Source organism: Lichenicoccus sp. (genome assembly GCF_965277665.1).
Lineage (GTDB): Bacteria > Pseudomonadota > Alphaproteobacteria > Acetobacterales > Acetobacteraceae > Lichenicoccus.
The window spans coordinates 623,829-647,285 of sequence record NZ_OZ255835.1 but is presented as its reverse complement, the minus strand read 5'-3'; the positions used below and the strand labels follow the sequence as shown (position 1 = coordinate 647,285).

At 69.6% G+C, this 23,457-nt stretch carries 21 protein-coding genes; 6 read left to right on the top strand and 15 right to left on the bottom strand.

The window, feature by feature from the left end:
- Together ACQY4O_RS02955 and ACQY4O_RS02950 are read right to left on the bottom strand one after the other, a co-directional pair.
- On the bottom strand, positions 1 to 1,194 hold the full coding sequence (locus ACQY4O_RS02955) for an ATP-binding protein (protein ID WP_428374749.1): 1,194 nt from the start codon (positions 1,192 to 1,194) through the stop codon (positions 1 to 3).
- Between the two features lie 75 nt (positions 1,195 to 1,269).
- Complete coding sequence (locus ACQY4O_RS02950) at positions 1,270 to 3,099, bottom strand: EAL domain-containing protein (RefSeq protein ID WP_428374748.1); 1,830 nt, start codon at positions 3,097 to 3,099, stop codon at positions 1,270 to 1,272.
- A gap of 483 nt (positions 3,100 to 3,582) precedes the next feature.
- On the opposite strand from ACQY4O_RS02950, the gene ACQY4O_RS02945 reads away from it, so the two are divergent.
- A complete protein-coding gene (locus ACQY4O_RS02945; RefSeq protein ID WP_428374747.1) occupies positions 3,583 to 4,314 on the top strand; it encodes an SDR family oxidoreductase in 732 nt (243 codons plus the stop codon).
- 3 nt (positions 4,315 to 4,317) lie between these two features.
- On the top strand, positions 4,318 to 4,704 hold the full coding sequence (locus ACQY4O_RS02940) for a thiol-disulfide oxidoreductase DCC family protein (RefSeq protein WP_428374746.1): 387 nt from the start codon (positions 4,318 to 4,320) through the stop codon (positions 4,702 to 4,704).
- Positions 4,705 to 4,759: 55 nt separating this feature from the next.
- Here the strand turns inward: ACQY4O_RS02940 and ACQY4O_RS02935 are convergent, their stop codons facing one another.
- Positions 4,760 to 7,639, bottom strand: a complete 2,880-nt coding sequence (locus ACQY4O_RS02935) for an EAL domain-containing protein (protein WP_428374745.1) — start codon at positions 7,637 to 7,639, stop codon at positions 4,760 to 4,762.
- A 146-nt stretch (positions 7,640 to 7,785) separates the two neighbouring features.
- Positions 7,786 to 9,144, bottom strand: a complete 1,359-nt coding sequence (locus tag ACQY4O_RS02930; RefSeq protein WP_428374744.1) for an MFS transporter — start codon at positions 9,142 to 9,144, stop codon at positions 7,786 to 7,788.
- Positions 9,145 to 9,298: 154 nt separating this feature from the next.
- Here ACQY4O_RS02930 and ACQY4O_RS02925 point away from each other — a divergent pair, with 154 nt between their 5' ends.
- The gene (locus ACQY4O_RS02925; protein ID WP_428374743.1) at positions 9,299 to 9,946 is read left to right on the top strand and encodes a flavin reductase family protein; all 648 of its coding nucleotides are present in this window, start codon (positions 9,299 to 9,301) and stop codon (positions 9,944 to 9,946) included.
- A gap of 87 nt (positions 9,947 to 10,033) precedes the next feature.
- On the opposite strand, the gene ACQY4O_RS02920 is transcribed toward ACQY4O_RS02925, so the two are convergent.
- Positions 10,034 to 10,225 (bottom strand): hypothetical protein, encoded by a 192-nt coding sequence (locus ACQY4O_RS02920; RefSeq protein ID WP_428374742.1) that lies wholly within the window; start codon positions 10,223 to 10,225, stop codon positions 10,034 to 10,036.
- Between the two features lie 78 nt (positions 10,226 to 10,303).
- On the opposite strand from ACQY4O_RS02920, the gene ACQY4O_RS02915 reads away from it, so the two are divergent.
- The gene (locus tag ACQY4O_RS02915) at positions 10,304 to 11,032 is read left to right on the top strand and encodes a RibD family protein (protein WP_428374741.1); all 729 of its coding nucleotides are present in this window, start codon (positions 10,304 to 10,306) and stop codon (positions 11,030 to 11,032) included.
- Here the strand turns inward: ACQY4O_RS02915 and ACQY4O_RS02910 are convergent.
- The 3 genes from ACQY4O_RS02910 to ACQY4O_RS02900 are packed head-to-tail and all read right to left on the bottom strand — an operon-like array spanning position 10,964 to position 13,379.
- Complete coding sequence (locus ACQY4O_RS02910) at positions 10,964 to 12,013, bottom strand: glycosyltransferase family 4 protein (RefSeq protein WP_428374740.1); 1,050 nt, start codon at positions 12,011 to 12,013, stop codon at positions 10,964 to 10,966. The genes ACQY4O_RS02915 and ACQY4O_RS02910 overlap by 69 nt on opposite strands.
- Positions 11,994 to 12,395: a gas vesicle protein GvpC gene (gene gvpC, locus ACQY4O_RS02905; RefSeq protein WP_428374739.1), complete on the bottom strand. Its 402-nt coding sequence runs from the start codon at positions 12,393 to 12,395 to the stop codon at positions 11,994 to 11,996. Before gvpC ends, ACQY4O_RS02910 begins: the two co-directional genes overlap by 20 nt.
- Before the next feature lie 6 nt (positions 12,396 to 12,401).
- On the bottom strand, positions 12,402 to 13,379 hold the full coding sequence (locus ACQY4O_RS02900; RefSeq protein WP_428374738.1) for a zinc-dependent alcohol dehydrogenase: 978 nt from the start codon (positions 13,377 to 13,379) through the stop codon (positions 12,402 to 12,404).
- A gap of 49 nt (positions 13,380 to 13,428) precedes the next feature.
- Here ACQY4O_RS02900 and ACQY4O_RS02895 point away from each other — a divergent pair, with 49 nt between their 5' ends.
- A complete protein-coding gene (locus ACQY4O_RS02895; protein ID WP_428374737.1) occupies positions 13,429 to 14,460 on the top strand; it encodes an alpha/beta fold hydrolase in 1,032 nt (343 codons plus the stop codon).
- Here ACQY4O_RS02895 and ACQY4O_RS02890 read toward each other — a convergent pair.
- Genes ACQY4O_RS02890 through ACQY4O_RS02880 form a run of 3 tightly spaced genes read right to left on the bottom strand, consistent with a single transcriptional unit; the run spans position 14,452 to position 17,145 of the window.
- Complete coding sequence (locus ACQY4O_RS02890) at positions 14,452 to 15,372, bottom strand: ribokinase (RefSeq protein ID WP_428374736.1); 921 nt, start codon at positions 15,370 to 15,372, stop codon at positions 14,452 to 14,454. The two genes, ACQY4O_RS02895 and ACQY4O_RS02890, sit on opposite strands and share 9 nt — an antisense overlap.
- A gap of 2 nt (positions 15,373 to 15,374) precedes the next feature.
- Entirely contained in the window at positions 15,375 to 16,235 is an 861-nt protein-coding gene (locus ACQY4O_RS02885) for a MurR/RpiR family transcriptional regulator (RefSeq protein WP_428374735.1), read from the bottom strand.
- A complete protein-coding gene (locus tag ACQY4O_RS02880) occupies positions 16,228 to 17,145 on the bottom strand; it encodes a sugar phosphate isomerase/epimerase family protein (RefSeq protein ID WP_428374734.1) in 918 nt (305 codons plus the stop codon). Before ACQY4O_RS02880 ends, ACQY4O_RS02885 begins: the two co-directional genes overlap by 8 nt.
- Before the next feature lie 319 nt (positions 17,146 to 17,464).
- On the opposite strand from ACQY4O_RS02880, the gene mdoH reads away from it, so the two are divergent.
- Positions 17,465 to 19,180, top strand: a complete 1,716-nt coding sequence (gene mdoH, locus ACQY4O_RS02875; RefSeq protein ID WP_428374733.1) for a glucans biosynthesis glucosyltransferase MdoH — start codon at positions 17,465 to 17,467, stop codon at positions 19,178 to 19,180.
- 27 nt (positions 19,181 to 19,207) lie between these two features.
- Here mdoH and ACQY4O_RS02870 read toward each other — a convergent pair whose 3' ends face one another.
- The 4 genes from ACQY4O_RS02870 to ACQY4O_RS02855 form a co-directional block, all read right to left on the bottom strand.
- Entirely contained in the window at positions 19,208 to 19,696 is a 489-nt protein-coding gene (locus tag ACQY4O_RS02870; protein ID WP_428374732.1) for a hypothetical protein, read from the bottom strand.
- A 65-nt stretch (positions 19,697 to 19,761) separates the two neighbouring features.
- Positions 19,762 to 20,220 (bottom strand): hypothetical protein, encoded by a 459-nt coding sequence (locus tag ACQY4O_RS02865; RefSeq protein ID WP_428374731.1) that lies wholly within the window; start codon positions 20,218 to 20,220, stop codon positions 19,762 to 19,764.
- Between the two features lie 64 nt (positions 20,221 to 20,284).
- Positions 20,285 to 21,199 (bottom strand): ketopantoate reductase family protein, encoded by a 915-nt coding sequence (locus ACQY4O_RS02860; protein ID WP_428374730.1) that lies wholly within the window; start codon positions 21,197 to 21,199, stop codon positions 20,285 to 20,287.
- A 20-nt stretch (positions 21,200 to 21,219) separates the two neighbouring features.
- Positions 21,220 to 23,418 (bottom strand): malate synthase G, encoded by a 2,199-nt coding sequence (locus ACQY4O_RS02855; RefSeq protein ID WP_428374729.1) that lies wholly within the window; start codon positions 23,416 to 23,418, stop codon positions 21,220 to 21,222.
- Between the last annotated feature and the right edge of the window lie 39 nt (positions 23,419 to 23,457).

The window sequence follows — 23,457 nt, the reverse complement described above, 5'->3', positions numbered from 1 at the left end:
TCAGGCTCTGGCTGGTATTTCCAGGGTGAAGATGGTTGCCTGCCGGTCCGAGGTCACGCGCAGCATGCCGCCGTGCGAGCGGGCGATCTCGGATGCGATGTAGAGCCCGAGGCCGAGGCCGGCGGACCGGTTCTCGCTGCCGGACAGGCTGAACGGCCGGAACAGCCCGGCCATGACCTCGGCGGACACCGGCTCGCCTTCGTTCTCGACGCTGAGGATGAACCGGTCGTCGTGGCTCGCGGCCCTGACCCGCACCGGCCTCGCATGATCCCCGTGCGTCAGCGCGTTCGCCAGCAGGTTCGACAGGATCTGCGCGATGCGCGCGCTGTCGCACTCGACCGCGATACGCAGGTCGAACTCGGTGACGATGACGCGCTGCGGATGGATGCTCTGCAATTCATCGACGACCTGGAGCAGCGTCATCGCCAGGCTCTCGCACGGGCGCACGACGATCGGGATGCCGTCGCCGAGCTCGCCGCGCGCGAAATCCAGCACGTTGTCGACCAGCTCGGTCATCCGCCGCACGCTCGATTTCATCCGCTGCGTGATCATGCCGATCTTCTGGTCGGTGGAATGCCGCCCCAGCAGCTCCAGCCCGCTCGACAGGGCGGCGATCGGATTGCGCAGGTCATGTCCCAACACGGCCACGAAACGGTCACGCAGGCCGGCAAGCTCGGTGGCCCGGCCGAGTGCCGAGCGGCTTCGGTCCAGCCGCTCCTCGGCGTCGATCTGCATGGTCAGCAATTGCGCGAACAATTCCAGGGTCGGCAGCACCTGGCTTGTCGACAAGGCGAACGCAGCCGGGTCGAGGCCGCAGATCGTGCCGAACACCGACCCGTCGCGACGCAAGACCGGCACCGCGATGTAGCTCTCGAACCCGTAGAGCTTCGGCGTCGGGTGGTCGCGATAGATCGGGTCCGTGCTTGCCTGGTCGATGACGATGGGCGCCGCGAACGCGGTGACCTTATGGCAAAGCGTCGTCGTGAGGTCGAGCTGGCTGCCGACGTGAAGGCCGAACCCGATCCGGTCGAGCACCGCGCACGCGGTCCAGGTCGAGCCGCCGACGCGGCCGAGTGCTGCGAAACCGAGGCCGGTGGCGTCGCACAGGATGCGCAGGATGAGGGGGACCGAGCCTATCCGCTGGATAAGCGCCAGATCGGCTTCGATCGAGGGTACTAGATCTTCGCTATGCACAGCAGTGTCGTGCGACAGAGCCATTCCGATCGGATGCCGCGAAATGATACTGCGAACCGATCCTGAGGGCCAGGGTTACTCTTGAGATTGCGGCACTCGTTGAGAAGCGCCGCTTCCGGCTATGGTGCGGGCCGATGCCAGCAACCCCTCGAAAGCCTCCGCGGCGCGGGGACGCCCGAACAGGTAGCCCTGCCCCTCGTCACAGCCCATCGCGCGCAGCATGGCCACCTGCGCCTCGGTCTCGATGCCCTCGGCACAGACCAGCATGTTGAGACGCTGGCCGAGTGTCGCCACCGCCTCCACGATCGCGGTTGCCCCGACATCGGCCGACATGTTGGCAACGAAGCTGCGATCCACCTTGATCTTGCTGAACGGAAATCGTCGCAGGTAGCTCAGGCTGGAATAGCCGGTCCCGAAATCGTCGAGCACGATGCCGACGCCCAGCGCACGCAGACGAGACAGCGTCGACAGCGTCCCGGCGCTGTCATGCAGCAGCAGCCCTTCGGTGATCTCCAGTTCCAGCCGGTGCGGCGGCAGGCCGGTGGCCGCCAGCACCGCGGTCACCTGCTCAACGAGGCCGGGCTGGCGCACCTGCACCGGCGAGAGGTTGACCGCGAGGCACAGTCCCGGCCAGCGCGCCGCCGCCGCACAGCCGGTGCGCAGCACCCAGGCGCCGATCTCGCCGATCAGGCCGGCGCTTTCCGCGAGTGCCACGAATTCCGCCGGCGGCAGCAGGCCACGTTCAGGATGGCGCCAGCGCAGCAGCGCCTCGGCGCCGACGATGCGATGCCGGTCCAGGGCCACGATCGACTGGAAATGCAGCTCGAAATCGTCGTTGGCCAGCGCCCGGCGCAGTGCGCACTCCGCCTCGTGGTGACGGTGCAGGGCCGCATGCATGCCCTCCTGGAAGAACCGGTAGGTGCCCTGGCCCTCGCTCTTGGCCTGGTACAGCGCCACGTCCGCCTGCCGCAGCAGCAAGGCCGGCTCTTCTTCGGCATCCTCGCATGCACAGAGCGTGATGCCGACGCTGACACCGACGCCGGTCTGGCTGGCCTCCAGCATGATCGGCTCTGAGACGATGTCGATGACCCGGCGCGCGACATCGGAGGCCTGCCCGGGCGAACGCAGGCCTTCGAGCAGGATGGCGAACTCGTCTCCGCCGAGCCGGGCCACAATGTCCTGGCCGCGGACGCAGTGCGCGATCCGGCGTGCCACCTGCCGCAGGATCTCGTCGCCGCCGGCATGGCCCAGCGTGTCGTTGACCGCCTTGAAGCCGTCGAGATCGAGGAACATCACCGCGACCAGCGGCTCGTCCTGCGGCTCCGCCGGCGCGCGCTCGTCGGAGACCGCGCCGGGATCGGCCGGAGCGCAAGCGCGGTCGTGCAGATGTGCCAGCGCGCGCTCCAGCCGCTCGCTGAACAGGTTGCGGTTCGGCAGGCCGGTGAGCGCGTCGTGGTGCGCCATGTGGCGTACACGGGCCTCGGCCCAGCAGCGCTCGGTGATGTCCTCGACGGTTGCCACCCAGCCGCCGTCGCTGGTCGGCTCGTTATGGATGACATGCACGCGGCCGTTGCTCAGCGTCACCTCGGTGTCCGAGGCCTGCCGCGCGCTGCCGATCTGCTCGAGCCAGCAGGCGTATGGCTCGGCGGCCATGGTCGTCCCGGTGCCGGCGACACAGCGCAGATCCACGATCTCGCGGACCGTCATGCCGGTCCGCAGCCCGCTATCCTGCAGCTCATACAGCGTGATGAATTGCCGGTTGAACATGGCCAGTCGGTGCTCCCCGTCGAAGACGCACAGGCCCAGCCGGATATGATCGAGCGCCATGTCGCGCGGATCCCGCGGCGAGGCAGCCCGTCCGGCGCCGGACTGCCACTCGGGCGGGACCGGTTCGGCGTGAAGCACGGAGATTGCTGATAGCGCCACTAGGGATGTCATCAGGCGACCCGGGTTGCGTTCCGAAAATCATCTCGATTTAGTGAGAGACGTCAGTCGTTTCGCGAAATATATCGGTGGCTCAATATTTGAGCCCAGGCTTTCAGTTAATGTCAAGCATGATGATCAGGTCATCGATGGACGCCGCAAGAATTCGGCGCGAGCGGGACCGGCCCGACTGCGCGAAAACCCAGACGCGCAAGAGAAAGCGGGGGCGCGCAAGAGAAAGCGGGGGCGCGCAAGAGAAAGCGGGGGCGCGCAAGAGAAAGCGGGGGCGCGCAAGAAACGATATGGCAGCGTCGGCAGCGTCCGCACCCCGCCGGCTGACCAGGCGCCGGCCGAGCCGCACGATGATGCTCGAACCCGCTTTACCGCGGCCTGCGGCCGGTCGAGACTGATCCACACAGCCCGCCGCGCGTCCTTTGGCGCGAGCGGGGCCCGCGGGAAGACAGCATGAACCAGGAACTGGCCGGCAAGGTCGTCCTTGTCACCGGCGCAAGCTCGGGGATCGGCCGGGCCATGGCCCGTTCGATCGCCTCGCTCGGCGCCCATGTGGCACTTTCCGCCCGGTCGCTGACGCGGCTCGAGGCGCTGCAGGCCGAGATCGGGGCCGCGGCCGGACTGGTGGTGCAGGCCGACCTCGCGGTTCCGGCCGATGTCGAGCACATGGTCGCGGCGACGCTGGCGCATTACGGCCGCATCGACGTGCTGCTGGCCAATGCCGGGCTGTTCTATCCGGGGCTCGCCGTCGAGGCCGACCCCGACCGGTGGGACCAGATGCTGTCGGTGAACGTGAACAGCGTGTTCCGCGCGGTCCGCGCCGTGCTGCCCGGCATGATCGAGCGGCGCCGCGGCGACATCGTGGTGACCAGCTCGATCTCCGGCCACCAGGCGCTGCACACGGAGCCGGTTTACAGCGCCAGCAAGCATGCGGTGCAGGCCTTCGTGCACGGCGTGCGCCGGCAGGTCGCGGACAGCGGCGTACGCGTAGGCTCGATCGCACCCGGCATCGTGCTGAACGAGCTCTGGGGCTACCACGACGCGGACGCCATCGACGCCAAGGTCGCCGCTCGCGAGGGCCTGCGCTCGGAGGATGTCGCGGACGCGGTCATCTTCATGCTGACCCGGCCGCGGCACGTGACCATACGCGACCTCGTGCTCCTGCCCCAGAACCAGGATATCTGAGAGGTGCGGCCGCACGCCGTGATCGTCTGGTTCGATGGCGGCTGCCCGCTCTGCCGGCGCGAGGTCGCGCTGATGCGCAGGCTCGACCGCGCGCGGGCGATCGAGTTTCGTGACGTGTCGCCGCGCGGCGGGGACGTCTCGCAACCAGGCCTCGGGCCGGCCGCGGATGGCTGCCCGCTCGACCGGGGCGCCCTGCTGGCGCGCTTCCATGCCGAGGAGGATGGCCACCTGCTCTCCGGCGCCGCCGCCTTCGCCGCCATGTGGCGACAGATCCCGCTGCTGCGGCCGTTCGGGCTCGCGGCGCGCAACCGCCATGTGATGGCGGTGCTGGAGCGGCTGTATCTCCGCTTTCTCCGGGTCCGGCCGCGGCTTGCGGCCTGGCTCGCCTGAGCCGACCCGGAAGCCGGTATGGGCCGGGGTCGGGCCTGGGCTCGCGCAGCCCCGATCAGGCGCGCGGCTCGCTTGCCGGCCGGGCGGCCCAGCCCTGCGCGCGTTCCAGCTGGACGCCGATCGTGGCCGCATCCATCGCGTGCGCCACCAGCCAGCCCTGCACCGCGTCGCAGCCGGCCTCGGCAATGACCTGCCACTGGGCCTGCGTCTCGCACCCCTCGGCGATGGTGCGCAGCTCGATGGTCTGCGCGAGTGCCACGATGGCGCAAAAGAAACGGTCGGCCCTGGCGCTCGAACCGAGCGGGACGACGAAGCTGCGGTCGATCTTGACCGTATCGACGGGCAGGCTCTGCAGGTAGGACAGCGAAGAGTAGCCGGTGCCGAAATCATCGACCGCCACGCGCGCGCCGAGATCGCGCAGCAGTTGCAGCTCGCGCACCGAGGCCTCGTGCATCAGGGCGCTCTCGGTGACCTCGATGCAGATCGCGCAGCCCGGAACGTCCTCTGCCGCCAGTATGGCCGCCAGCAGCGTCGTCAGCGCGCCTTCGGTCAGTTGCCGGGCCGACACGTTGATCGAGATCGTGAGCCCGGGCCGCAGCCGCCGCCAGACGCCGATCTGGCGGATCGCCTCGGCCAGTACCCGGGCGCCGATCCGCGCGATCAGCCCGGCCTCCTCGGCGCGCGGGATGAACTCGTCGGGCGACACCCAGCCACGGTCGGGATGGCGCCACCGCAGCAGGGCCTCGAAGCCGCAGACCTGCCGGTCGGGCAGCGTCACCTGCGGCTGGTAATGGATCTCGAGCTCGTTGCTCGCCACCGCCCGGAACAGGTCCTGCTCGGTCTGCATGTTGGTCAGCACCGCGGCATGCAGGGCGGCCTGGAACATCACCGGCCGACCGCCGCCTGCCCGCTTGGCCGCATACATCGCCGCGTCGGCCTGCCGCATCAGGACGTCGGGGCCAGCCGCCGCGGCACTCGCGACGCCGATGCTTGTATTCACATGCCGTCCCTGGCCCTGCAGCACGATCGGCTGCGCGAGTTCCTGCACCAGCGCCAGCGCCAGGCGCTCGGCCTCCTGCGGCCCCGCGCCCTCCCACAGGATGACGAACTCGTCGCCGCCGAGCCGCCCGACGATGCTCCCGGCGGGTGCGGCATGCCGCAGCCGCGCCGCCGTCTGGATCAGAATCTCGTCGCCGCCGGCATGGCCGAACGTGTCGTTGATCGTCTTGAAGCGGTCGATATCGACAGACAGCAGAGCAGCGACCGGATGCAGCGCCTCCACGCGCCAGCGCTCGAGATGCGCCTCTATGGTGCGCCGGTTGGCGAGCCCGGTCAGCGGATCGTAGGCGGAGAGCCTTGCGAGCCGCGTTTCCGCCTGCCGCAGCAGCGCGCCGGTGACCGTGCGGCGCAGGTCGCGCGCCGCCTGCAGGTCGATCGCGGTCCACGGATCGCTACGGCCCATCACCTGCTCGCGCCAGATCACGAAGGAAGCGGCCGGCGATAGCGGGCCGGTGGTGCCGTCGTCGCGGAGCGGCGCCTCGTGCGGGTCGCGGAGCGGCGCCTCGTGCGGGTCGCGGAGCGGCGCCTCGTGCGGGTCCCGGGTCGCCGGGTCGCGCGGGTCGCCGCCCCACTGCACCGAGCGCACCCGCTCCGGCCGGAACCAGGCGATGGCGTCCTCGGGGCTGTCGGTCATCGGCATCAGCAGGATGCCGCTGGCGATGGCGGGGCAGGACGCCGCGAGGCCGCCGGCGATGCCGGCATCGTCGATGGCCACGATGTCCTCCTGATGCCGCCGCCGCAGCGCGCCCAGCATCGAAGCCGCGGTCTCGAGGTCCGGCGTCTCGCCGATCAGGCTGGTGCTGCCGCCGCAGCGGATCAGCGCGCCGGTGGCCTGCATCAGGTCGAGCACCGCGGCCGACCGATGCCGCAGCCCCTCCGTCACCCCGCCGACCGCCTCGATATCGGGGCCCAGGCTGGCGATCGTGTAGTGGCGCCGCAGCCGGCCGGCGAGTTCCTCGGTTTCCGACACACGCAGCAGCAGCACCGAGATCAGCTGCCCGATCACGTCGCACAGCCCGCGCATCTCGGCGGCCACCGCGAACGGGGCCAGGTGCTGGCAGACGATCATGCCCCACAGCACGTTCTCGCGCAGCAGCGAGATCGCCAGCGTGGCACTCACGCCCATGTGGCGCAGATAGTCGAGATGCACCCGGGCGACACCGCGCAGCGCGCAGAAGGTCATGTCCAGCGCATCGGCGGGTTCGGCGCCTTCGGCCGCGAGCAGGACCGCCGGCCGGTAGCCCGCATCCGGGATGCCGCGCACGCGCTGCAGCAGGGAGAGCCGCCTCGCCTGCGGCGGAATGTCCGAGCCCGGGAAGCGCAGTTGCAGGTAGCTGCCGAGCCCCGGCGCGCGATCCTCGGCCACCACGGTGCCATGGCCGTCGCTGTCGAAGCGGTACACCAGAACCCGGTGGAAGCCGACCAGCTGCCGGATCTGGCGCGCCGCGCTGTCGCAGAGCTGCTCGAGCGTCTCGGCGCGTCGCAGCGTGGCGATGATCGCCGACGCCTGGGACAGCGAGCCGCCATGATCGTCGACCAGCGGCGCATCCTCCAGCTCGACGATCAGCCGGCCCGCGTGCCGGTGCGCCACGATCTTGCGACGCGGTCGGCGGGGAATTGGCAGCGTCAGGGTCAGCACGTTCGACGGGGCGTAGGTCTCGCTGCCGAGCGACAGGTCGAGGGCGGCGACGGCGACGGCACCGAAGAGCTGGTCGATCCCGCGACCCAGCACCGCCGCCGCGGCGAGGCCGAGCGAAGCGTCGATATTGGCGCTGACATGGCTGATGCGCCGGCTGCCCGGATAGGTCGCCACCAGCACGCCGTGCGGCTGCACATGGCCAGGCGCGTGGATCGGCTCGCGCGCGCAATCGACCACGTCGCTTCCTCGCGATCGAGGGTCGGGCTCGGGCAGTCCGGGCGTGGCGGTCGGTGATATGGCAGACCAACCTGTCTGGAGTGCGCGGTCGGCGGCACGGGCTCGGACCGTAACCGGCAGGATATCGTCGACGGCAGCCTCGGAAACTACCTACCGGACTGCGCAACCAGGCCAGGGGCCTTGATGACGGGCAGCGGCGCGATCGGGCCGACCACGAACAGGTAGGTGGCCGCCCCCACCAGGCACAGTCCGCCGGCGGTGGCGAGCGGGATCACGAACGAGCCATGCGTGATGGTGAGCATCACCCCGGTGAAGCTGGTGGTCACCACGCCCGCGAGGTTGGAGGCGAAGTTCTGGATGCCGCCGATCGAGGCCACCTGCGACCGCGTCGGTGCCACGTCCCCCGGCAGCGACCAGATGCTGGCCGCCGTGAAGGCGAGCGAGGCATACGCGACCCCGAACAGCACCAGCGCCATCCAGGCTGCCGGCACCACGGCGGCCAGCGTGATCACCGACGAGAGCAGCATGCCGCCGACCAGGCAGGTCTTGCGCGCCGCGGTCAGGCTCCAGCCGCGCCGGTACAGCCAGTCCGAGGTGAAGCCGCCGAGCCAGCCGCCCGGCACCGCGATCAGGCCGGGGATCAGCCCCAGCGTGCCGAACTGCCTGAGCGAGAAGTGCCGTGTCGTCATCAGGTAGGTCGGGAACCAGGTGATGAAGAAATAGATCACGAAGTTCAGGCAGAAGAAGCCGATCATCATCCCCCAGATGGTGCGGTAGCGAAACAGCGAGATCCAGCGCATCGGCGGCTCGTCGCCCGTCTGTTCGCTCGACGCAGGCGTCGCACGGCTCTCTTCCATCTCGCGCAGCGCCTCCGGCGTCACGTCCGGATGCTGCTCGGGCTTGCGGTAGATCAGCAGCCAGGCGGCGGCCCAGACGAAGCCGAGCAGCCCGGTCACCACGAACGAGGCGCGCCAGCCGAACGAGCCGATCAGCCAGGCGCAGAGCGGGATCGCCGCCAGGTTGCCGACCCGCGAGCCGGAATCGAAGATCGAGGACGCGACCCCGCGTTCGTGCGGCGGGAACCAGCGCGAGACCACGCGCGCCGAGGCCGGGTAGCCACCCGCCTCGCCGGCGCCGAGCAGCAGCCGGAAGCCGAACAGGGTGGCCGCCGAGTTGGCGACCGCGGTGAGCGCGGTGAACAGCGACCACCAGCACACCGCGATCGGGAACATCAGGCGTGCGCCGTAGCGGTCGACCAGCCAGCCGGCCGGCAACTGCATCAGCGCGTAGGTCCAGAAGAACGAGCCGAGCAGCAGGCCCATCGTGGTGTTGTCGACACCGAGCGCCTGCTTGATGCTCGGGGCCGCGACCGCGAGGTTGGCGCGGTCGGTGTAGTTCACCGCAAGGGCGAGGAAGCACAGCCAGACCATGACCCAGCGTGCCGCCGGCATGCGCGTGCGCATCGGCTGGCGTGTCCGTGCTGCTGCCTGCACCGTTCCGGCCATGGTGGCGCCCTCCCTCTTGTTTTCGTTGCCGCAAGTTTAGAGCATCATCCGATCAGACGGAACCGGCTGATCGGATTGAGATGCGCGGCTCAGGCAGCCGATCTGGGAGTGGCGGCGTTCAGGCCCCGCACAACGAGGCTGGAACACCGCAATCATGGACAGCACGATACGACGCATCTTCGAGACCGCGGCGATGCACAGCTATGAACCCGCAGACGGGCACGGGCTGCGCCACGACCCGTTCAACGCCATCGTCGGGCCACGGCCGATCGGCTGGATCGCCAGCCGCAGCGGCACCGGGATTCTCAACCTGGCGCCGTACAGCTTCTTCAACGCGTTCAACTACACGCCGCCGATCATCGGTTTCGCCTCCACCGGCTGGAAGCACAGCGCCGCCAACATCGCGGCCACCGGCGAGTTCGTCTGGAACCTCGCCACCCGCTCGCTGGCCGAGGCGATGAACGCCAGCGCCGCCAGCGTGCCGCCGGAGAGCGACGAGTTCGCCCTGGCCGGCCTCACGCCGGTGCCGAGCCGGCTCGTCGACGTGCCGCGCGTCGGCGAAAGCCCGGTCGCCTTCGAGTGCCGGCTGCTGCAGCAGTTCCAGCTGCACGACCTCAAGGGGGAGGCGGTGCAGACCTGGCTGACCCTGGGGCAGGTGGTCGCGGTGCATATCAACCGCAGCCTGATACGCGACGGCATCTATGACACGGCGGCCGCACACCCGATCCTGCGCGGCGGCGGCCCTACCGCCTATATCGAGGTCGAGCCTGGGGCGTTCTTCCATATGACGCGGCCACAGTAGGGCGAGGCTCTGCCCTCGACCCGCCGGGGCGCCGCTTTGGAGAAAGACGGGCCCCCGGACGCCGATTAGCGGCCCCCGACCAGCGGCTCAGGGGGCCGGGCCGACCGTGCCGGTGTGGTCGAACAGCAGGAACAGCACCACGATGATCAGGATGATCGGCACCAGCCCGAGGCCGTTGAAGCCGGTGCCACGGGAGCCGCCATACCAGCCGGACCGGAAGCCGTAGCCGCCGCCACCGAGGGCGAGGATGATGAGAACGACGATGAGGATGGTCAGCATGCGGCGGCTCCGGGGCGAGGGAACGATGGAAGCACCCCTGCCAACGCCAGCGCGAGCATTTCGTTCGGCCGCGGAATAGTGGCACCCGGCAACGACCTGCCCGGCGATCCGATCGAGCACGCGCGCGGCGTGTGCGTGCTCGGCCAGCTCGGCCAGTCGCTGGACGGCCGCATCGCGACGCCGACCGGCCACTCGCGCACCATCGGCGGCAGGCAGGCGATCCTGCACCTGCACCGGCTGCGCGCCTGGGCCGACGCGGTGGTGGTCGGCATCGGCACCGTGCTCGCCGACGACCCGCTTCTCACGGTCCGCCTGGTGGCGGGCCCCTGCCCGGCCCGGGTGGTGATCGACCCCAACTTCCGCCTGCCGCCCGGCGCCCGGGTGCTGGCCGAAGACGATGTGCCCTGCTTCGCCATCCAGGCCGGGGCCGGCACGCGACCATCCCGCATTGAGCCCTGCGTGCTGCCGGCGCGCGACGGCCGGATCGATCCGAACGACCTGGTCGCCAGCCTCGCCCGGCGCGGCTTGCGGCGCCTGCTGGTCGAGGGCGGCAGCCACACGGTCTCGGCGTTCCTCGCCGCCGGCGCGCTGCACCGGCTGCATGTCTGCGTCAGCCCGGTGCTGATCGGCTCCGGCCCGACCGGCCTGTGCCTGCCGCCGATCGCGCGCATGGAGCAGGCCATGCGGCCACCCTGCACCACCCACCGCCTCGGTGACGACGTGCTGTTCGATTTCGAGCTACGACCATGCCTTCAGCCGACGCAGCAGGGCCTCGATCCGGTCGGCGGCCACATCCCATCCCGGTAGCGCCTGCCCCGCCGCGCGCGCCATGCAGGCGCCCCGCCGCCTTGCCTCCGGATCGGCGAGCAGCCACCGCAGCGCCTGCGCGAGCGCCGCGGGATCGTCGGGTGGCACCAGCGCCCCGGCCGCTTCCGGCACCAGCGCGGGGATCGCCCCCGCTCGGGTGCCGATCACCGGCAGCCCGTGCGCCAGCGCCTCGGCGAACGCCATGCCGTAGCCCTCGTGCCGGCTGGCGAGCACGAACAGGTCGGCGCGCCGGTAGAGCAAACCGACATCCGGCACCTCGCCCGCAAGGCGGATGCGCCCCGCCAGGCCCGCGGCGGCGATCTGCGCCTCGACCGCACGCACGAACGCCGGGGCGCGCGCCAGGTCGCCTGCGACGGTGCAGCGCCATGCGAGATCGGCAACCGCGGCCAGCGCCGCGACCAGCACATCGTGCCCCTTGCGCGGCGTGACCGCCCCGACGCAGAGCAGCTCCGGTGGCCGCCCGGAGGCGGGCGCGGCCGGTGCCGGATCGGTGCCGGGCGGCGCCACCAGCAGGCGATCCGCCGGCACGCCATAGTCGCGGCCCAAGGTCTCGGCGGTGGTGGCGCTGGTGGCGATCACCGCGCGCGCGCGCGACAGCGCCGCACGCTCCGAAGCCCGCAGCCCGGCGGGGGCACCGGTCTCCAGCGCCAGCGGATGATGCACCAGCGCCACCAGCCGCAGCCGCAGCGCCTCGGCGGCCGCCTGCTCCGGCATGGCCCCGAACGCCAGCCCGTCGACGAGCACGACGGAACCGTCCGGCCACGCTGCCAGCGAGCGCGCGACGCTTGCGAGAGCCCGCGCATCCGGGGCGGGAAATGCGGACGGCCATTGCAGATGCCGCACCGGCAGGCCGCGCTGGCGCAGTGCCGCGATCAGGCGCCGGTCGTAGCCGTAGCCGCCGGTGCGGGTCGCGAGCGGCCCCGGGACCGCGAAGCCGATCTCACCGCAGGTCGGCTTCATACCAGGCCCGTGCGAGGTGGCTTTCGCTCAGGGTGACACGCATCCGGGTGACGCCCCCGGCGTGCGGCCCGAGCCGCCCGTCGCTGCGTGCCTGCGCCATGCGCTCGAAGATCGTGCGGGCCAGGAACTCGGTGGTGGTGAGCTGGCCGGCGAGCGCCGGGTCGGCATCGAGATTGGCATAGTTCAGCGGCGCCAGCACCGCGCGCAGGGCGTCGAGGGCGCGGCCGATATCGACCACGATGTTGTCGGGCGGCAGCGTCTCGCAAAAGAAGGCGACGTCGATCACGAAGGTGGCGCCGTGCAGCCGCTGCGCCGGCCCGAAGATCTCGGCCGGCAGGCTGTGGGCGATCATGATGTGGTCGCGCACCTCGACGGCGAACATGGCGGCTCACTCCCCGTACAGCACACGATGCATCAGCGCGCCCGGCCGTCCAAGGATCCGGCCCAGCTCGGCGGGCAGGCCCTCGAACCGGCTCGCGTCGCGCACCAGCACGTCCAGCCTGGGATCGGCGGCCAGGGCAAGCGCCAGCGTCAGCCGGGCGCTGCGGCTGCGGCGGCTCCGACGGGCGGGTGCGACCGTGCCGACCTGCGAGGCGCGCAGCGTCAGGCGCTGGCTGTGGAACGCGCCGCCGAGCGGCACCGTCACCGGCACGTCACCGTACCAGCTCAGCTCGATCAGCTCCGCCTCGAAGCCGGCGCAGTCGATCGCGCTCGCGAGGCCGGCGCCGGTGCCCGAGGCGTGGAACACCAGGTCGCAGCCACGCGGCGCGCCTGCGGCCAGCGCAAACCCGCAGCCGAGCGCGTCCGCTACCGGCGCACGCGCGGGATCGATGTCAACCAGGGTGATTTCTGTCGCCGGCAGGCACGCGCACAGCCAGGCCACCAGGCAGCCGATGCTGCCCCCGCCGACCACGGCGATGCGATCGCCGATGCGCGGCGCCGCATCCCAGGTCGCATTCAGCGCGGTCTCGATCTGGCTGGCCAGCACGGCGCGCGCGGTCGGCACGTCGTCGGGCACCGGCAGCGCCGCATCCTCCGGCACGGTGAAGCGGTCCTGGTGTGGATGCAGGCAGAACACGCGCTGGCCGAGCCTTTCGCGCGGGCCGGTCTCGATGCTGCCGACCATGGCGTAGCCGTATTTCACCGGAAAGGAGAACGCGCCCTCCTGGAACGGGCAGGCCATACGCTGCCACTCGCCGGCCGGCACGCGGCCGGCATGGACCAGCGCCTCGGTGCCGCGGCTGATCCCGCTCTGCAGCGCCCGCACGCCGACTTCGCCGGGTGCGGGGTTCGGGGCCGCCGCCGGCCGGATCTCGGCGCGGCCGGGCCCGACGATCCACAGGGCGCGGGCTGTCTCAGGATGCAACCGGGACCTTCCTCCTGCGTGTCCGGAACGCAGCATAGGACGGCACCGCATGCCCACACCTCCGACCTGGCCCACCGAGACCGGCATCTTCGACCTCGGCGACCTGCCGCTGCAAGGCGGCGGCGTCCTGTCCGGCGCGCGCCTCGCCTGGAAGAGCTACGGCAGCCTCTCGCCCGCCCGGGACAACGTGATCCTGTATCCGACCAGCTACAGCGCCACGCACGACGACCAGGACTGGCTGATCGGGCCGGATCGAATCCTCGACCCGCAATGCTGGTTCATCGTGACACCGGACATGTTCGGCAACGGCCTGTCCTCCAGCCCGTCGAACCACGACGACTACCCGGCACTGGTGACCACCGCCGACAACATCGCCGCCCAGCGCCGGTTGCTGCGCGAGCGGCTCGGCGTCGAGCGGCTGGCCTGCGTGTACGGCTTCTCGATGGGTGCGCAGCAGGCCTACCACTGGGCGGCGCTGCACCCGCGCGAGGTCGAGCGCGCCATCGTGGTCTGCGGCAGCGCGCGCACGGCGACCCACAACCGGGTGTTCCTGCAGGCGCTGCTGGCAACGCTGGAGGCGGCGCCGGAGCATCTCGGTGGCGGCCGTTTCGCAGCCGTTCCGCATGCGGCGCTGCGCGCGTTCGCCCGGCTCTATGCCGGCTGGGCGATGAGCCAGGACTGGTATCGCGCCGGGCTGCATCTGCAGAACGCCGCCAGCCTGGATGATTTCCTGGACCGCGAGTGGGAGCCGGGCTTCACCTCGTGTCGCGCCGCCGATCTCTACGCCCAGGCACGCACCTGGGAGGCGGCGGACATCAGCGCCAATCCGCTCTACGGCTGCGACCTCGAAGGGGCGCTGGCGGCGATCGAGGCCCGGATCTTGCTGATGCCCGCGACCACCGACCTGTATTTCCGGGTGGCCGACAATGCGGCCGAACTGCCGCATCTGCGCCACGCCGAGTTGCGGCCGATCCCGTCGATCTGGGGCCACCGGGCCGGCAGCCCGAGCCGCAATCCCGACGACGAACGCTTCCTGCGCGAGGCCGTGACGGACTGGCTCGGGGGGGCGCAGTCAGGCTGACGCGCGATCCAGCAGCCGATGCACGCCCTCGACGGTCAGACCCGGCCGCTGCTCCTCGCGGGTGGAGACGATCAGCGCCGCCGCCGCATTCGCATAGGCGACGGCGTGTTCGAGACCTTCGCCGGCGGCAAGACGGGCGCCGAGTGCGCCGATGAAGGCGTCCCCTGCCCCGTGCGTGCTGACCAGTTGCACCGCATGCGGCGACACGGCGCCGGTATAGGCGACGCTCTGCACCGCGACCCCAGCGCCGCCGGCGGTGACGATCACGACGGGCACCAGATCGGACAGATGGGACGCCGCGCGCGCCGCCGAAGTCGGGTCGGTCACCGGCGCGGCACCCAGCATCTGCGCCTCGATGGCGTTGACCACCAAAATGTCGAGGCACGCGGCCAGCTCGTCGCAGAGCACACGCGCCGGGGCGGCGTTCAGGATCACCAGCGCGCCGGCCTGCCGCGCCCGGCGCGCGGCGGCGAGGTTGGTCGCGTCCGGGATCTCGTTCTGCAGGATCACCACGGACGCCTCGCCGATCAGCGCCTGCGCACCGGCCACGTCGTGCTCGCCGAGGCTCTCGTTGCTGCCGGAGACGATGACCGCGGCATAATCCCCGGCTGCCTCGGACACCACCACGCTGAGGCCGGAACCGGCGGCGACAACACGGACATGCCCGCGATCGACGCCGGCGGCGACGAGGTTGTCCAGCAGCCGCCTGCCGAAATCGTCGTCGCCGACGCAGGCGATCATCGACGTGGCTGCCCCGTGCCGCGCGGCTTCCACCGCCTGGTTGCCGCCCTTGCCGCCGCATTTCGCGCGCCAGGATTCCCCCGGCAGCGTCTCGCCGATACGCGGCAGCCGCGAGCTCGACACGATGATGTCGTAATGCAGGCTGCCGACGACGACGACGGAGGCACCCATGGCTATCTCCGGCGTTTCGCGCTGATCGCCATCGTGGTGCGCTGCAGGCTGTGCTCGGCGCCGTCGTAGTCCTTCTGAGCCACCGCGGCGAACACCGCATCCATGATGTTGAGCTGCGCCACCCGTGCTGCCGCGTTCTCGCCGAGCAGCGGCGAGCCGCGGGCCGTCGAGCACAGCACGAGATCGGCGAGATCGGCCAGCGGCGAGTGCGCGAAGTTGGTGATGGCGATCGTGGCGGCACCACAGTCGCGCGCCTGCCTGGCGGCGTCGATCACCGCGCTGGTGCGGCCGGAATGGGAAAACACGATCGCAACGTCCCCGGGCCCGAGCAGCGACGCGGACATCAGCATCATGTGGCAGTCATCGTGGATGGCACAGCGCAGGCCGATGCGCAGGAACTTGTGCGCGACGTCGCGGGCGATCTGTGCCGATCCGCCGATGCCGTAGAGGTCGCGCTGCCGCGCCCGGGTGATGACGTCCACGACCGTCTCGAAGGTCGGAATATCGATGATTGCCAGCGTCTCCTGCAGCGCCTGGATCGCGGTGTTGAAGACCTTGGACAGGACGTCCGACGCTCTGTCGTGGGGCGCGATCTCCTGATGCAGCGCCGCACTGGGCAATCCGTTGTACTGGCTGATCTGCTCGCGGAAGTCGCGGAACCCGTCGAAGCCGAGCTTCTTGGCGGTCTTCACCACCATGGCCTGCGAGACGCTGGCATCCTGCGACACCTGCCGGAGCGAGGTGCCGCGGTCGAACGGCTGGTTGATGACGGCGTCGATGATGCGCGTCTCGAGCGGGGTCAGGGTCGGGCGTATCATCCGTATGCGGGCCCCGACGGCGTAGGCATGTGCTGCGTCAGCCACCCAGCATGGCTTCCTGCAGCATGGACTGCGAGGCCACGGCGTCCTGGCGCTCGATCGCGTCGTTGAAGCCGTTATGCGCATCGAGCCGGTCCACGACCTCGATCATGCGCCGCACGGTGCGGATGTTCGTCTCGCATTCCTTGACCGGATCCAGACCGGTCAAATCCGGGAAGGTGTCGAAATAGAGCGCGCCGGCATAGCCGTCCCGCTTGATCTGGCGCAGCAGCTCGATGGTCTGCACGGTATGCACCGCGCCCACCATCAGGCCGTCGTCACGCTTGGCGTAGCCGTCATTGAGGTGGATGCCGAGCAGCCTGCTGTGCCTGGCCACCATGGCGGCGGCGAAAGCCGGCTGCTCGTCCGCATACAGCACATGCGCCATGTCGAGGGTGACGCCGAGGTTCGGCATGTCCACCTGCTTGATGGCGAGCAGCACCGCCGCAGCATTCGGCAGCAGACTCCAGGACCGGGGCTCGTTGGGCTTGTATTCGATGCTGATCAGGATGTCGGGATTGTGCGCCGCGATTGCCCGGATGCCCGCGATCTCCATGTCCCAGGCGCGCGCGTAGTCGAGCTGGAAGGCGTAGTCGAAGCCGTCCTGGCCGAGCCACAGGGTCAGCATCGGCGCGCCGCAGGCAGACGCGGCATCCACGCCGTGCCTGGTCAGGTCCAGCGCACGGCGGCGCACCGCCGGGTCCGGGTTGGTGAAGGCGCCGAGGCGCATCTCGGGGATGCCGTGATAGCGCATCGCCAGGCCGCTGATCTGAAGTCCCTGGTCGCGGATCCGGGCCGCGAGGTCGGTCGGGGCGATACCGGCGAGATGATCGGGATAGTTGAGGTCGAGCACCGTGAGGCCCTCGACCGTCGCCGCGCGCTGGACCATCTGGAGGATGGCTGGTTTACTGGCCATGCCAGGCCAGAAAAGCTGTGGGTTCGAGGCGAACGAGTTCAGCCGGGTCGCAAAAGGCAATGACTGAAGCGGAGTGTCCATTCGATGTGCTCCATGCGCCAACAACTTCACCAATATACATCGGTAAGTAAAGTGACAAGCGGCAGAATCGGGCTTTCGGGAGCCGGGCGGGAGCTGGCCGGTCCGCGAAGCCGGAACCTGGCAAGGCTCCGGCCCATTAGCAGGCAGCGCGCCGGACGCCGGATGTGGACGACCGCGGCAGCCATGGTGACCGGAGGAACGACGCTTGGATGCCGAGGCTGAACCGGTCGTTTATGCCATGCCCGAGGAGCAGCTCGGGACGCGGCGCGCGCTGGTGCTCGGGCTGAACCTCGCGAGCTGGCTCGGGCTCGGGCTGCTCATGGCGCGGATCATCGCCGCCGTCGGCTGGTCCTGGCCGGGCGTGATCGTGCTGGCGCTGTTCCTGTTCGGCCTGCCCTGGACGCTGCTGGCGTTCTGGAACGCGGTGATCGGCTTCGTGATCCTGCGCACAGTGCGCGATCCGGCCGGCTACACCAACCCGGCGCTACGCAGGACCCCGCCCGACGCGCCGATCGTGGCGCGCACCGCGATCTGCATCGCCATCAGGCACGAGGACGTCGCACGCGTGGCGTCCCGGATCGCCGCGATGCGCGCCAGCCTGCAGGCACGCCCTGGCGCCGGGCTTTGCGAGTTGCACGTGCTGAGCGACAGCAGCCGGCCGGAGTTCGTGGCCGCCGAATGGGCCGCGTTTGCCGGCGACCCCGCGCTGCACTACCGCAGGCGTCCGGCCAATACCGGCTTCAAGGCCGGCAATCTGCGCGACTTCGCCGTCTCGCATCACCGCCGCTACGACCTCATGCTGGCGCTGGACGCCGACAGCCTGATGTCGGGCGCCGCCATGCTGCGGCTGGTGCGGGTGATGCAGGCCAACCCGCGACTCGGCATCCTGCAGACGCTGGTGGTCGGGCGTCCCGCCACCACTGCGTTCGCCCGCATCTTCCAGTTCGGCATGCGGCACGGCATGCGCACGCACACCACCGGGATCACCTGGTGGCAGGGCTCGAGCGGGCCGTACTGGGGCCACAACGCGATCCTGCGGCTGCAGCCTTTCGTGGACCATTGCGCGCTGCCGGTGCTGCCCGGCCGCTCGCCGCTGTCCGGCCACGTGCTGAGCCACGACCAGGTCGAGGCGGCGCTGATGCGGGCGGCGGGCTGGGAGGTGCGGGTGATCGCCGACGAGTTCGCCTCCTGGGAGGAGAACCCGCCGCGCCTGCCCGACTTCATCCGCCGCGACCTGCGCTGGTGCCAGGGCAACATGCAGTACCTGCGCCTGATCGGCCGGCTGCGGCTGCGGCCGATGGGACGCTTCCAGCTCGTCAACGCGATGGCGATGTATCTCGGCGCGCCCTCGATGTTGCTGATGCTGGCGGCCGGCATCGCGCACGGTGTAGAGCCGGCGCGCGGCCAGCTGCCCGACCGCCTCGCCTTCGGGCTCTATTTCGGCCTGCTTGGGCTTGGTTTCGCGCCGCGCCTGCTCGGCGTGCTCGACGTGCTGCTGCGGCCTGCCGAACGACGTCGCTGGGGGGGCGCCGGCCGGCTGCTGGCAGGGGCGGCCGCGGACGGCGCCTTCACGGTGCTGATCGGGCCGGTGATGATGGTGGCGCAGGCCCGCTTCATCGCCGGGCTGCTGCTCGGACGGCGGGTGATCTGGGAGGCGCAGCAACGCGACGGCCAGGCGCTGCCGGTGCGCGAGGCGCTGCGCGGGCTGTGGCCGCAACTGCTGTTCGGGATCGGCTTCGGGCTGGTTCTGCTGCGCGTGGCGCCGGGTGCCCTGCCCTGGGCGGCGCCGACACTGGCCGGCTGCCTGCTCTGCGTGCCGTTCGCCTGCGTCACCGCCGGACCCCGCCTCGGCGGCTGGATGATCCGCACCGGCCTGTGCGCAGTACCCGACGAAGCCTCCGAGCCTTCCCCGCGCGCGGCGGGACTGCGAGGCGATGGGCTCGAACGATATTGACGCGAGGCGCGCCGCGATCCACACGGCTCAGCGGAAGAAGTCGATGAAGTGTCCATCATCGTCTGTCGCCTGGTCCGGTGGTTTATCGTGATAACCCAGCTTGGCACGGAGCGCGTCATAGCGGATGTCATCAAAGGAGAAGCCTCGATCCAGCAGGCTGCCATTCAGAGCGACATATCGCAGCCATTCTCTGGTGAAACTGCAAAGCGCCGCCGGCACGTCTTCGCGAAGGTCTTGAGGGCAATAATAGTACAATACCAGAACGTGCCCTGTCGGAGTTTTTTTGCACTGCCAACCCGACACGACCGAAGCCAGCCCCTTGGCAGATCCCAGTTCAAACGGGTACGGTATTTTAACTTGTCTAAGATCTATAGATACTGTCATTCCAGGTTCTGCGCGCGCTGTAATCACCTGTGACACAGGCACCGACACCGGCACCGAATTGACGACCTTCGTTTCTTCGGAGAAGCGTGTTCCGCCGCAGATCAGACTTGCTTTGTATATTTCTACACGCAAGCTGTGCGCACAAAGGACCTGCGGCCAGCAAAACCCCGTCAGGCAGGTGAACGTCAACGCCCACTTTATGGAGCGGTTTCTCCCAGACGGTTCCAGAAGTACTGCTTGGCCTCGTCAGACGTCAGCTCCTCGCCGGCCCCGCCGGGCAATGAAGACCATGTCTGGTTAAGCTTCATGAAGGCGGCATCCAGTTTCCCGTCCCAGATATCCCATTGCGCACCTACTCTGTTAGCGATGCGCCATTGTGCGATCGCATCCTGAAAACGTTCAGAGAAATCGTGGACAACATGCGCCTTCACGGCATCGTCATATAGACCCTTTACAATTCCATATGCGCCAGACGCTGACGATCTATGGTTCCACTTTGATACATCCAGTCTTGGATGCTTGCTGAGGTCACTAAAGTATCCACCGCCGTATAGTGAATTATTGGCGTCGGGCCGGTCCTGCTTGCCGTGTTCAGCATATCGAATGAGAGCGAGGAAAGCGTCCATTCGTTTCTGACGCTCGTCTGATGCTGGCACGGCCACCTCTATCCGTCAGGATGGATTGGCTCTGTCATGTCTCAACTCTCTGGAGCAAGCGACGTCAGTGCCGGTTCATGTAGATCGAGAGCTGGGTGAAGGCGGCGTTCAGCAGCGGCGCATCGACACCCGCACCCTGCCCGCGTGCCAGCAGGTCGCCCAGGATCTGGTCGGCCTCGACCGGCGCACCCTTCTGCAGGTCGCGATACATCGAGGAGGTCTGCACCCCACCCGGCTGGGTGAACATGCGGCGTGCGAACGCCTCGAAGGCGGCATCCGCGGCGTGGCCGAGGGCCGCCACGATGGCCAGGACCTCATCAAGGAACCGGCCGATGAAGTCCCGGCCGCCGGGCTGGGCGAGGATATCGCCGAGGGTGCCGCGCATCAGGCAGCCGATCCCGCCCAGAGTCGCCAGCACCAGCCATTTCTCCCACATCTCGCGCTCGATCGCCTCGGACAGGCGGGCGTCGAAACCGGCACCCTGCAGCAGCGCGTCCAGCCGCTCGATGCGGACTGATCGCGAGCCGCTGCGTTCGCCGTAGCTGACATCGTGCATCGGGGTCATCTGCACGATGCGTCCGTCGGCCGCGAGGTCCCCGGCGATCCTGCAGACGCCGCCAAGGACCGGTGCCGCACCGAACCGCGCCACCAGGCCGTCGATATGGCGCATGCCATTCAGCAGCGGCACGATCATGCTCTGCGGGCCGACCGCCGGTGCCAGATCCTCCACCGCGGCCGCGAAGGCAAAGCTCTTCACCGCCAGCAGCACGACATCGAACGGGTCGCGCACTTCGCTCGCGAGCAGCAGCCTGGGCTGCAGCGTGACGTCGCCATGCGGACTGACGATCTGCAACCCGTGTGCGCGCAGATGCGCCGCCCGCGCGGCACGCACCAGGAAGCTGACGTCACGCCCCGCCTGCGCCAGCCTGCCGCCGAAATAGCCGCCGGTCGCGCCGGCGCCCACGACCAGTACTCGCATTCGCCACCCCTGCCGTGCGTTCAGCCAACTGTCTGCAGCCGCTTCGCCTCCCGACGCCAGCGGTGCAGCGTCGCCTCGGTATAGCCGTTCGGCTGCGCGGCACCCTTGAACACCAGGTCGCACGCCGCCTGGAAGGCCGGCCCGTCATAGTCGGGCGCCATCGGCCGGTACAGCGCATCGTCCGCATTCTGCCGGTCAACGAGACCCGCCATCCGGCGCAGCGACGCATCCACCTGCGCCGCATCGACCAGGCCGTGCTGCAGCCAGTTGGCGATGTGCTGGCTGGAGATGCGCAGCGTGGCGCGGTCCTCCATCAGCCCGACATCGTCCAGGTCCGGCACCTTGGAGCAGCCGACGCCCTGGTCCACCCAGCGCACCACGTAGCCGAGGATCGACTGCACATTGTTGTCGAGTTCCTGCGCGATCGACGCCGCATCCGGCCGGTCGTTGCCGAGCAGCGGCTCGGTGAGCAGCGTCGCCAGCGGCGCCGGCTCGTCGTTCGCCAAGGCATCCTGCCGGGCCGCCACATCGACCTCGTGATAGTGTAGCGCGTGCAGCGTGGCGGCCGTCGGCGACGGCACCCAGGCGGTGCTGGCGCCGGCCTTCGGATGCCCCGACTTCGCGCTCAGCATCTCGGCCATGCGGTCCGGTGCGGCCCACATGCCCTTGCCGATCTGCGCCCGGCCGCGCAGCCCCGAGGCCAGCCCGATGGCGACGTTGCGCTGCTCGTAGGCCGTGATCCACGGCGTTGATTTGATCGCCGCCTTGCGCACCACCGGCCCCGCCTGCATGGCGGTATGGATCTCGTCGCCGGTGCGGTCGAGGAAGCCGGTATTGATGAACACCACCCGGTGCCGCGCGCGCTCGATGCAGGCGGCGAGGTTGGCGCTGGTGCGGCGCTCCTCGTCCATGATGCCGAGCTTGAGCGTGTACCGTGCGAGCCCGAGCAGGCGCTCGACGCAAGCGAACAGCGCATCGGTCAGCGCGACCTCGTCGGGACCATGCAGCTTCGGCTTGACGATATAGACCGAACCCTTGCGGCTGTTGCGTGTGCGCGCTTCGGATTTGAGGTCGTGCAGCGCGCACAGGCTGGTCAGCGCCGCGTCGAGAAACCCTTCCGGCGTCGGCCTGCCGTCCGCGTCCAGCACCGCGTCGGTGAACATGTGGTGGCCGACATTGCGTATCAGCATCAGGCTGCGGCCGGGCAGCGTCATGCTTGCGCCCTCGGGTGTTGCGTAGCGGCGATCCTCGGCCAGCCGGCGCTGCAGCGTCTCGCCGCCCTTCTCGAAGGACGCCGACAGCGTGCCCTGCATCAGGCCGAGCCAGTTGCGATAGACCAGCACCTTGTCCTCGGCATCGACGGCGGCGACACTGTCCTCGCAATCGATGATGGTGCTCAGCGCCGCCTCGAGCATGACATCCGCAAGCCCGGACGCGCTGTTGCGGCCGATCGGGTGGGTGCGGTCGAGCAGCAGTTCGACATGCAGCCCGTGATGACGCAGCAGCACCGCACGCGGCTCGGATTGCGTTCCGTCGAAGCCCGCGAACTGCGCCGGGTCCGCAAGCCGGGTGGCGCTCCCATCCGCGAGCTGCACGGCGAGCGCACCACCGTCGCAGGCATAGCGGGTGACATCGGCGTGCGAGCCCGCTGCCAGCGGCGCGGTCTGGTCGAGCAGCACAGCCGCCCGGCGCACCACTTCCGCCGCGCGCTCAGGGTTGAAGCCACGCCCGCGCGCGCATGCGCCGTCGTCGGCGATCGCGTCGGTGCCATACAGCGCGTCGTACAGGCTGCCCCAGCGCGCGTTCGCGGCATTCAGCGCATAGCGTGCGTTGGTGACCGGAACGACGAGCTGCGGGCCGGCCAGGATCGCGATCTCGTCGTCGACATCGGCGGTGTCGATGGTGAACGGCGCCGGCTCGTCCAGCAGGTAGCCGATCCGGCGCAGCAGCACCATCTCCGCGTCCGGATCGGGTAACGCCCCGGCCCGCGCCGCATGGTAGCGGTCGAGCTCGGCCTGCATCCGGTCCCGCTCCGCCAGCAGGTGGTGCAGCCGAGGCGACAACTCCGCCAGCAGCGCGGCATACCCGCTCCAGAACGCGGCAGGCTCGATGCCGGTCCCGGCAAGTGCTTCGTTCGCCACGAATTCGGCCAGCGCGGGTGCCACCGAGAGCCCGGCCTGCTTGCTGCGATCGGCGGATCGTTCCGTCGCTCCGGTCATAAGCTTCTCCTAACAAAATACGTGCGAGAGCGGCTGCTT

Excerpts from the sequence above, each read along its gene's own strand:
- ACQY4O_RS02945 (WP_428374747.1), top strand. The coding sequence starts at position 3,583 with ATGAACCAGGAACTGGCCGGCAAGGTCGTCCTTGTCACCGGCGCAAGC.
- ACQY4O_RS02930 (WP_428374744.1), bottom strand. The coding sequence starts at position 9,144 with ATGGCCGGAACGGTGCAGGCAGCAGCACGGACACGCCAGCCGATGCGC.
- ACQY4O_RS02925 (WP_428374743.1), top strand. The coding sequence starts at position 9,299 with ATGGACAGCACGATACGACGCATCTTCGAGACCGCGGCGATGCACAGC.
- ACQY4O_RS02920 (WP_428374742.1), bottom strand. The coding sequence starts at position 10,225 with ATGCTGACCATCCTCATCGTCGTTCTCATCATCCTCGCCCTCGGTGGC.
- ACQY4O_RS02910 (WP_428374740.1), bottom strand. The coding sequence starts at position 12,013 with ATGAAGCCGACCTGCGGTGAGATCGGCTTCGCGGTCCCGGGGCCGCTC.
- gvpC (WP_428374739.1), bottom strand. The coding sequence starts at position 12,395 with ATGTTCGCCGTCGAGGTGCGCGACCACATCATGATCGCCCACAGCCTG.
- ACQY4O_RS02895 (WP_428374737.1), top strand. The coding sequence starts at position 13,429 with ATGCCCACACCTCCGACCTGGCCCACCGAGACCGGCATCTTCGACCTC.
- ACQY4O_RS02890 (WP_428374736.1), bottom strand. The coding sequence starts at position 15,372 with ATGGGTGCCTCCGTCGTCGTCGTCGGCAGCCTGCATTACGACATCATC.
- ACQY4O_RS02880 (WP_428374734.1), bottom strand. The coding sequence starts at position 17,145 with ATGGCCAGTAAACCAGCCATCCTCCAGATGGTCCAGCGCGCGGCGACG.
- mdoH (WP_428374733.1), top strand. The coding sequence starts at position 17,465 with ATGCCCGAGGAGCAGCTCGGGACGCGGCGCGCGCTGGTGCTCGGGCTG.
- ACQY4O_RS02860 (WP_428374730.1), bottom strand. The coding sequence starts at position 21,199 with ATGCGAGTACTGGTCGTGGGCGCCGGCGCGACCGGCGGCTATTTCGGC.
- ACQY4O_RS02855 (WP_428374729.1), bottom strand. The coding sequence starts at position 23,418 with ATGACCGGAGCGACGGAACGATCCGCCGATCGCAGCAAGCAGGCCGGG.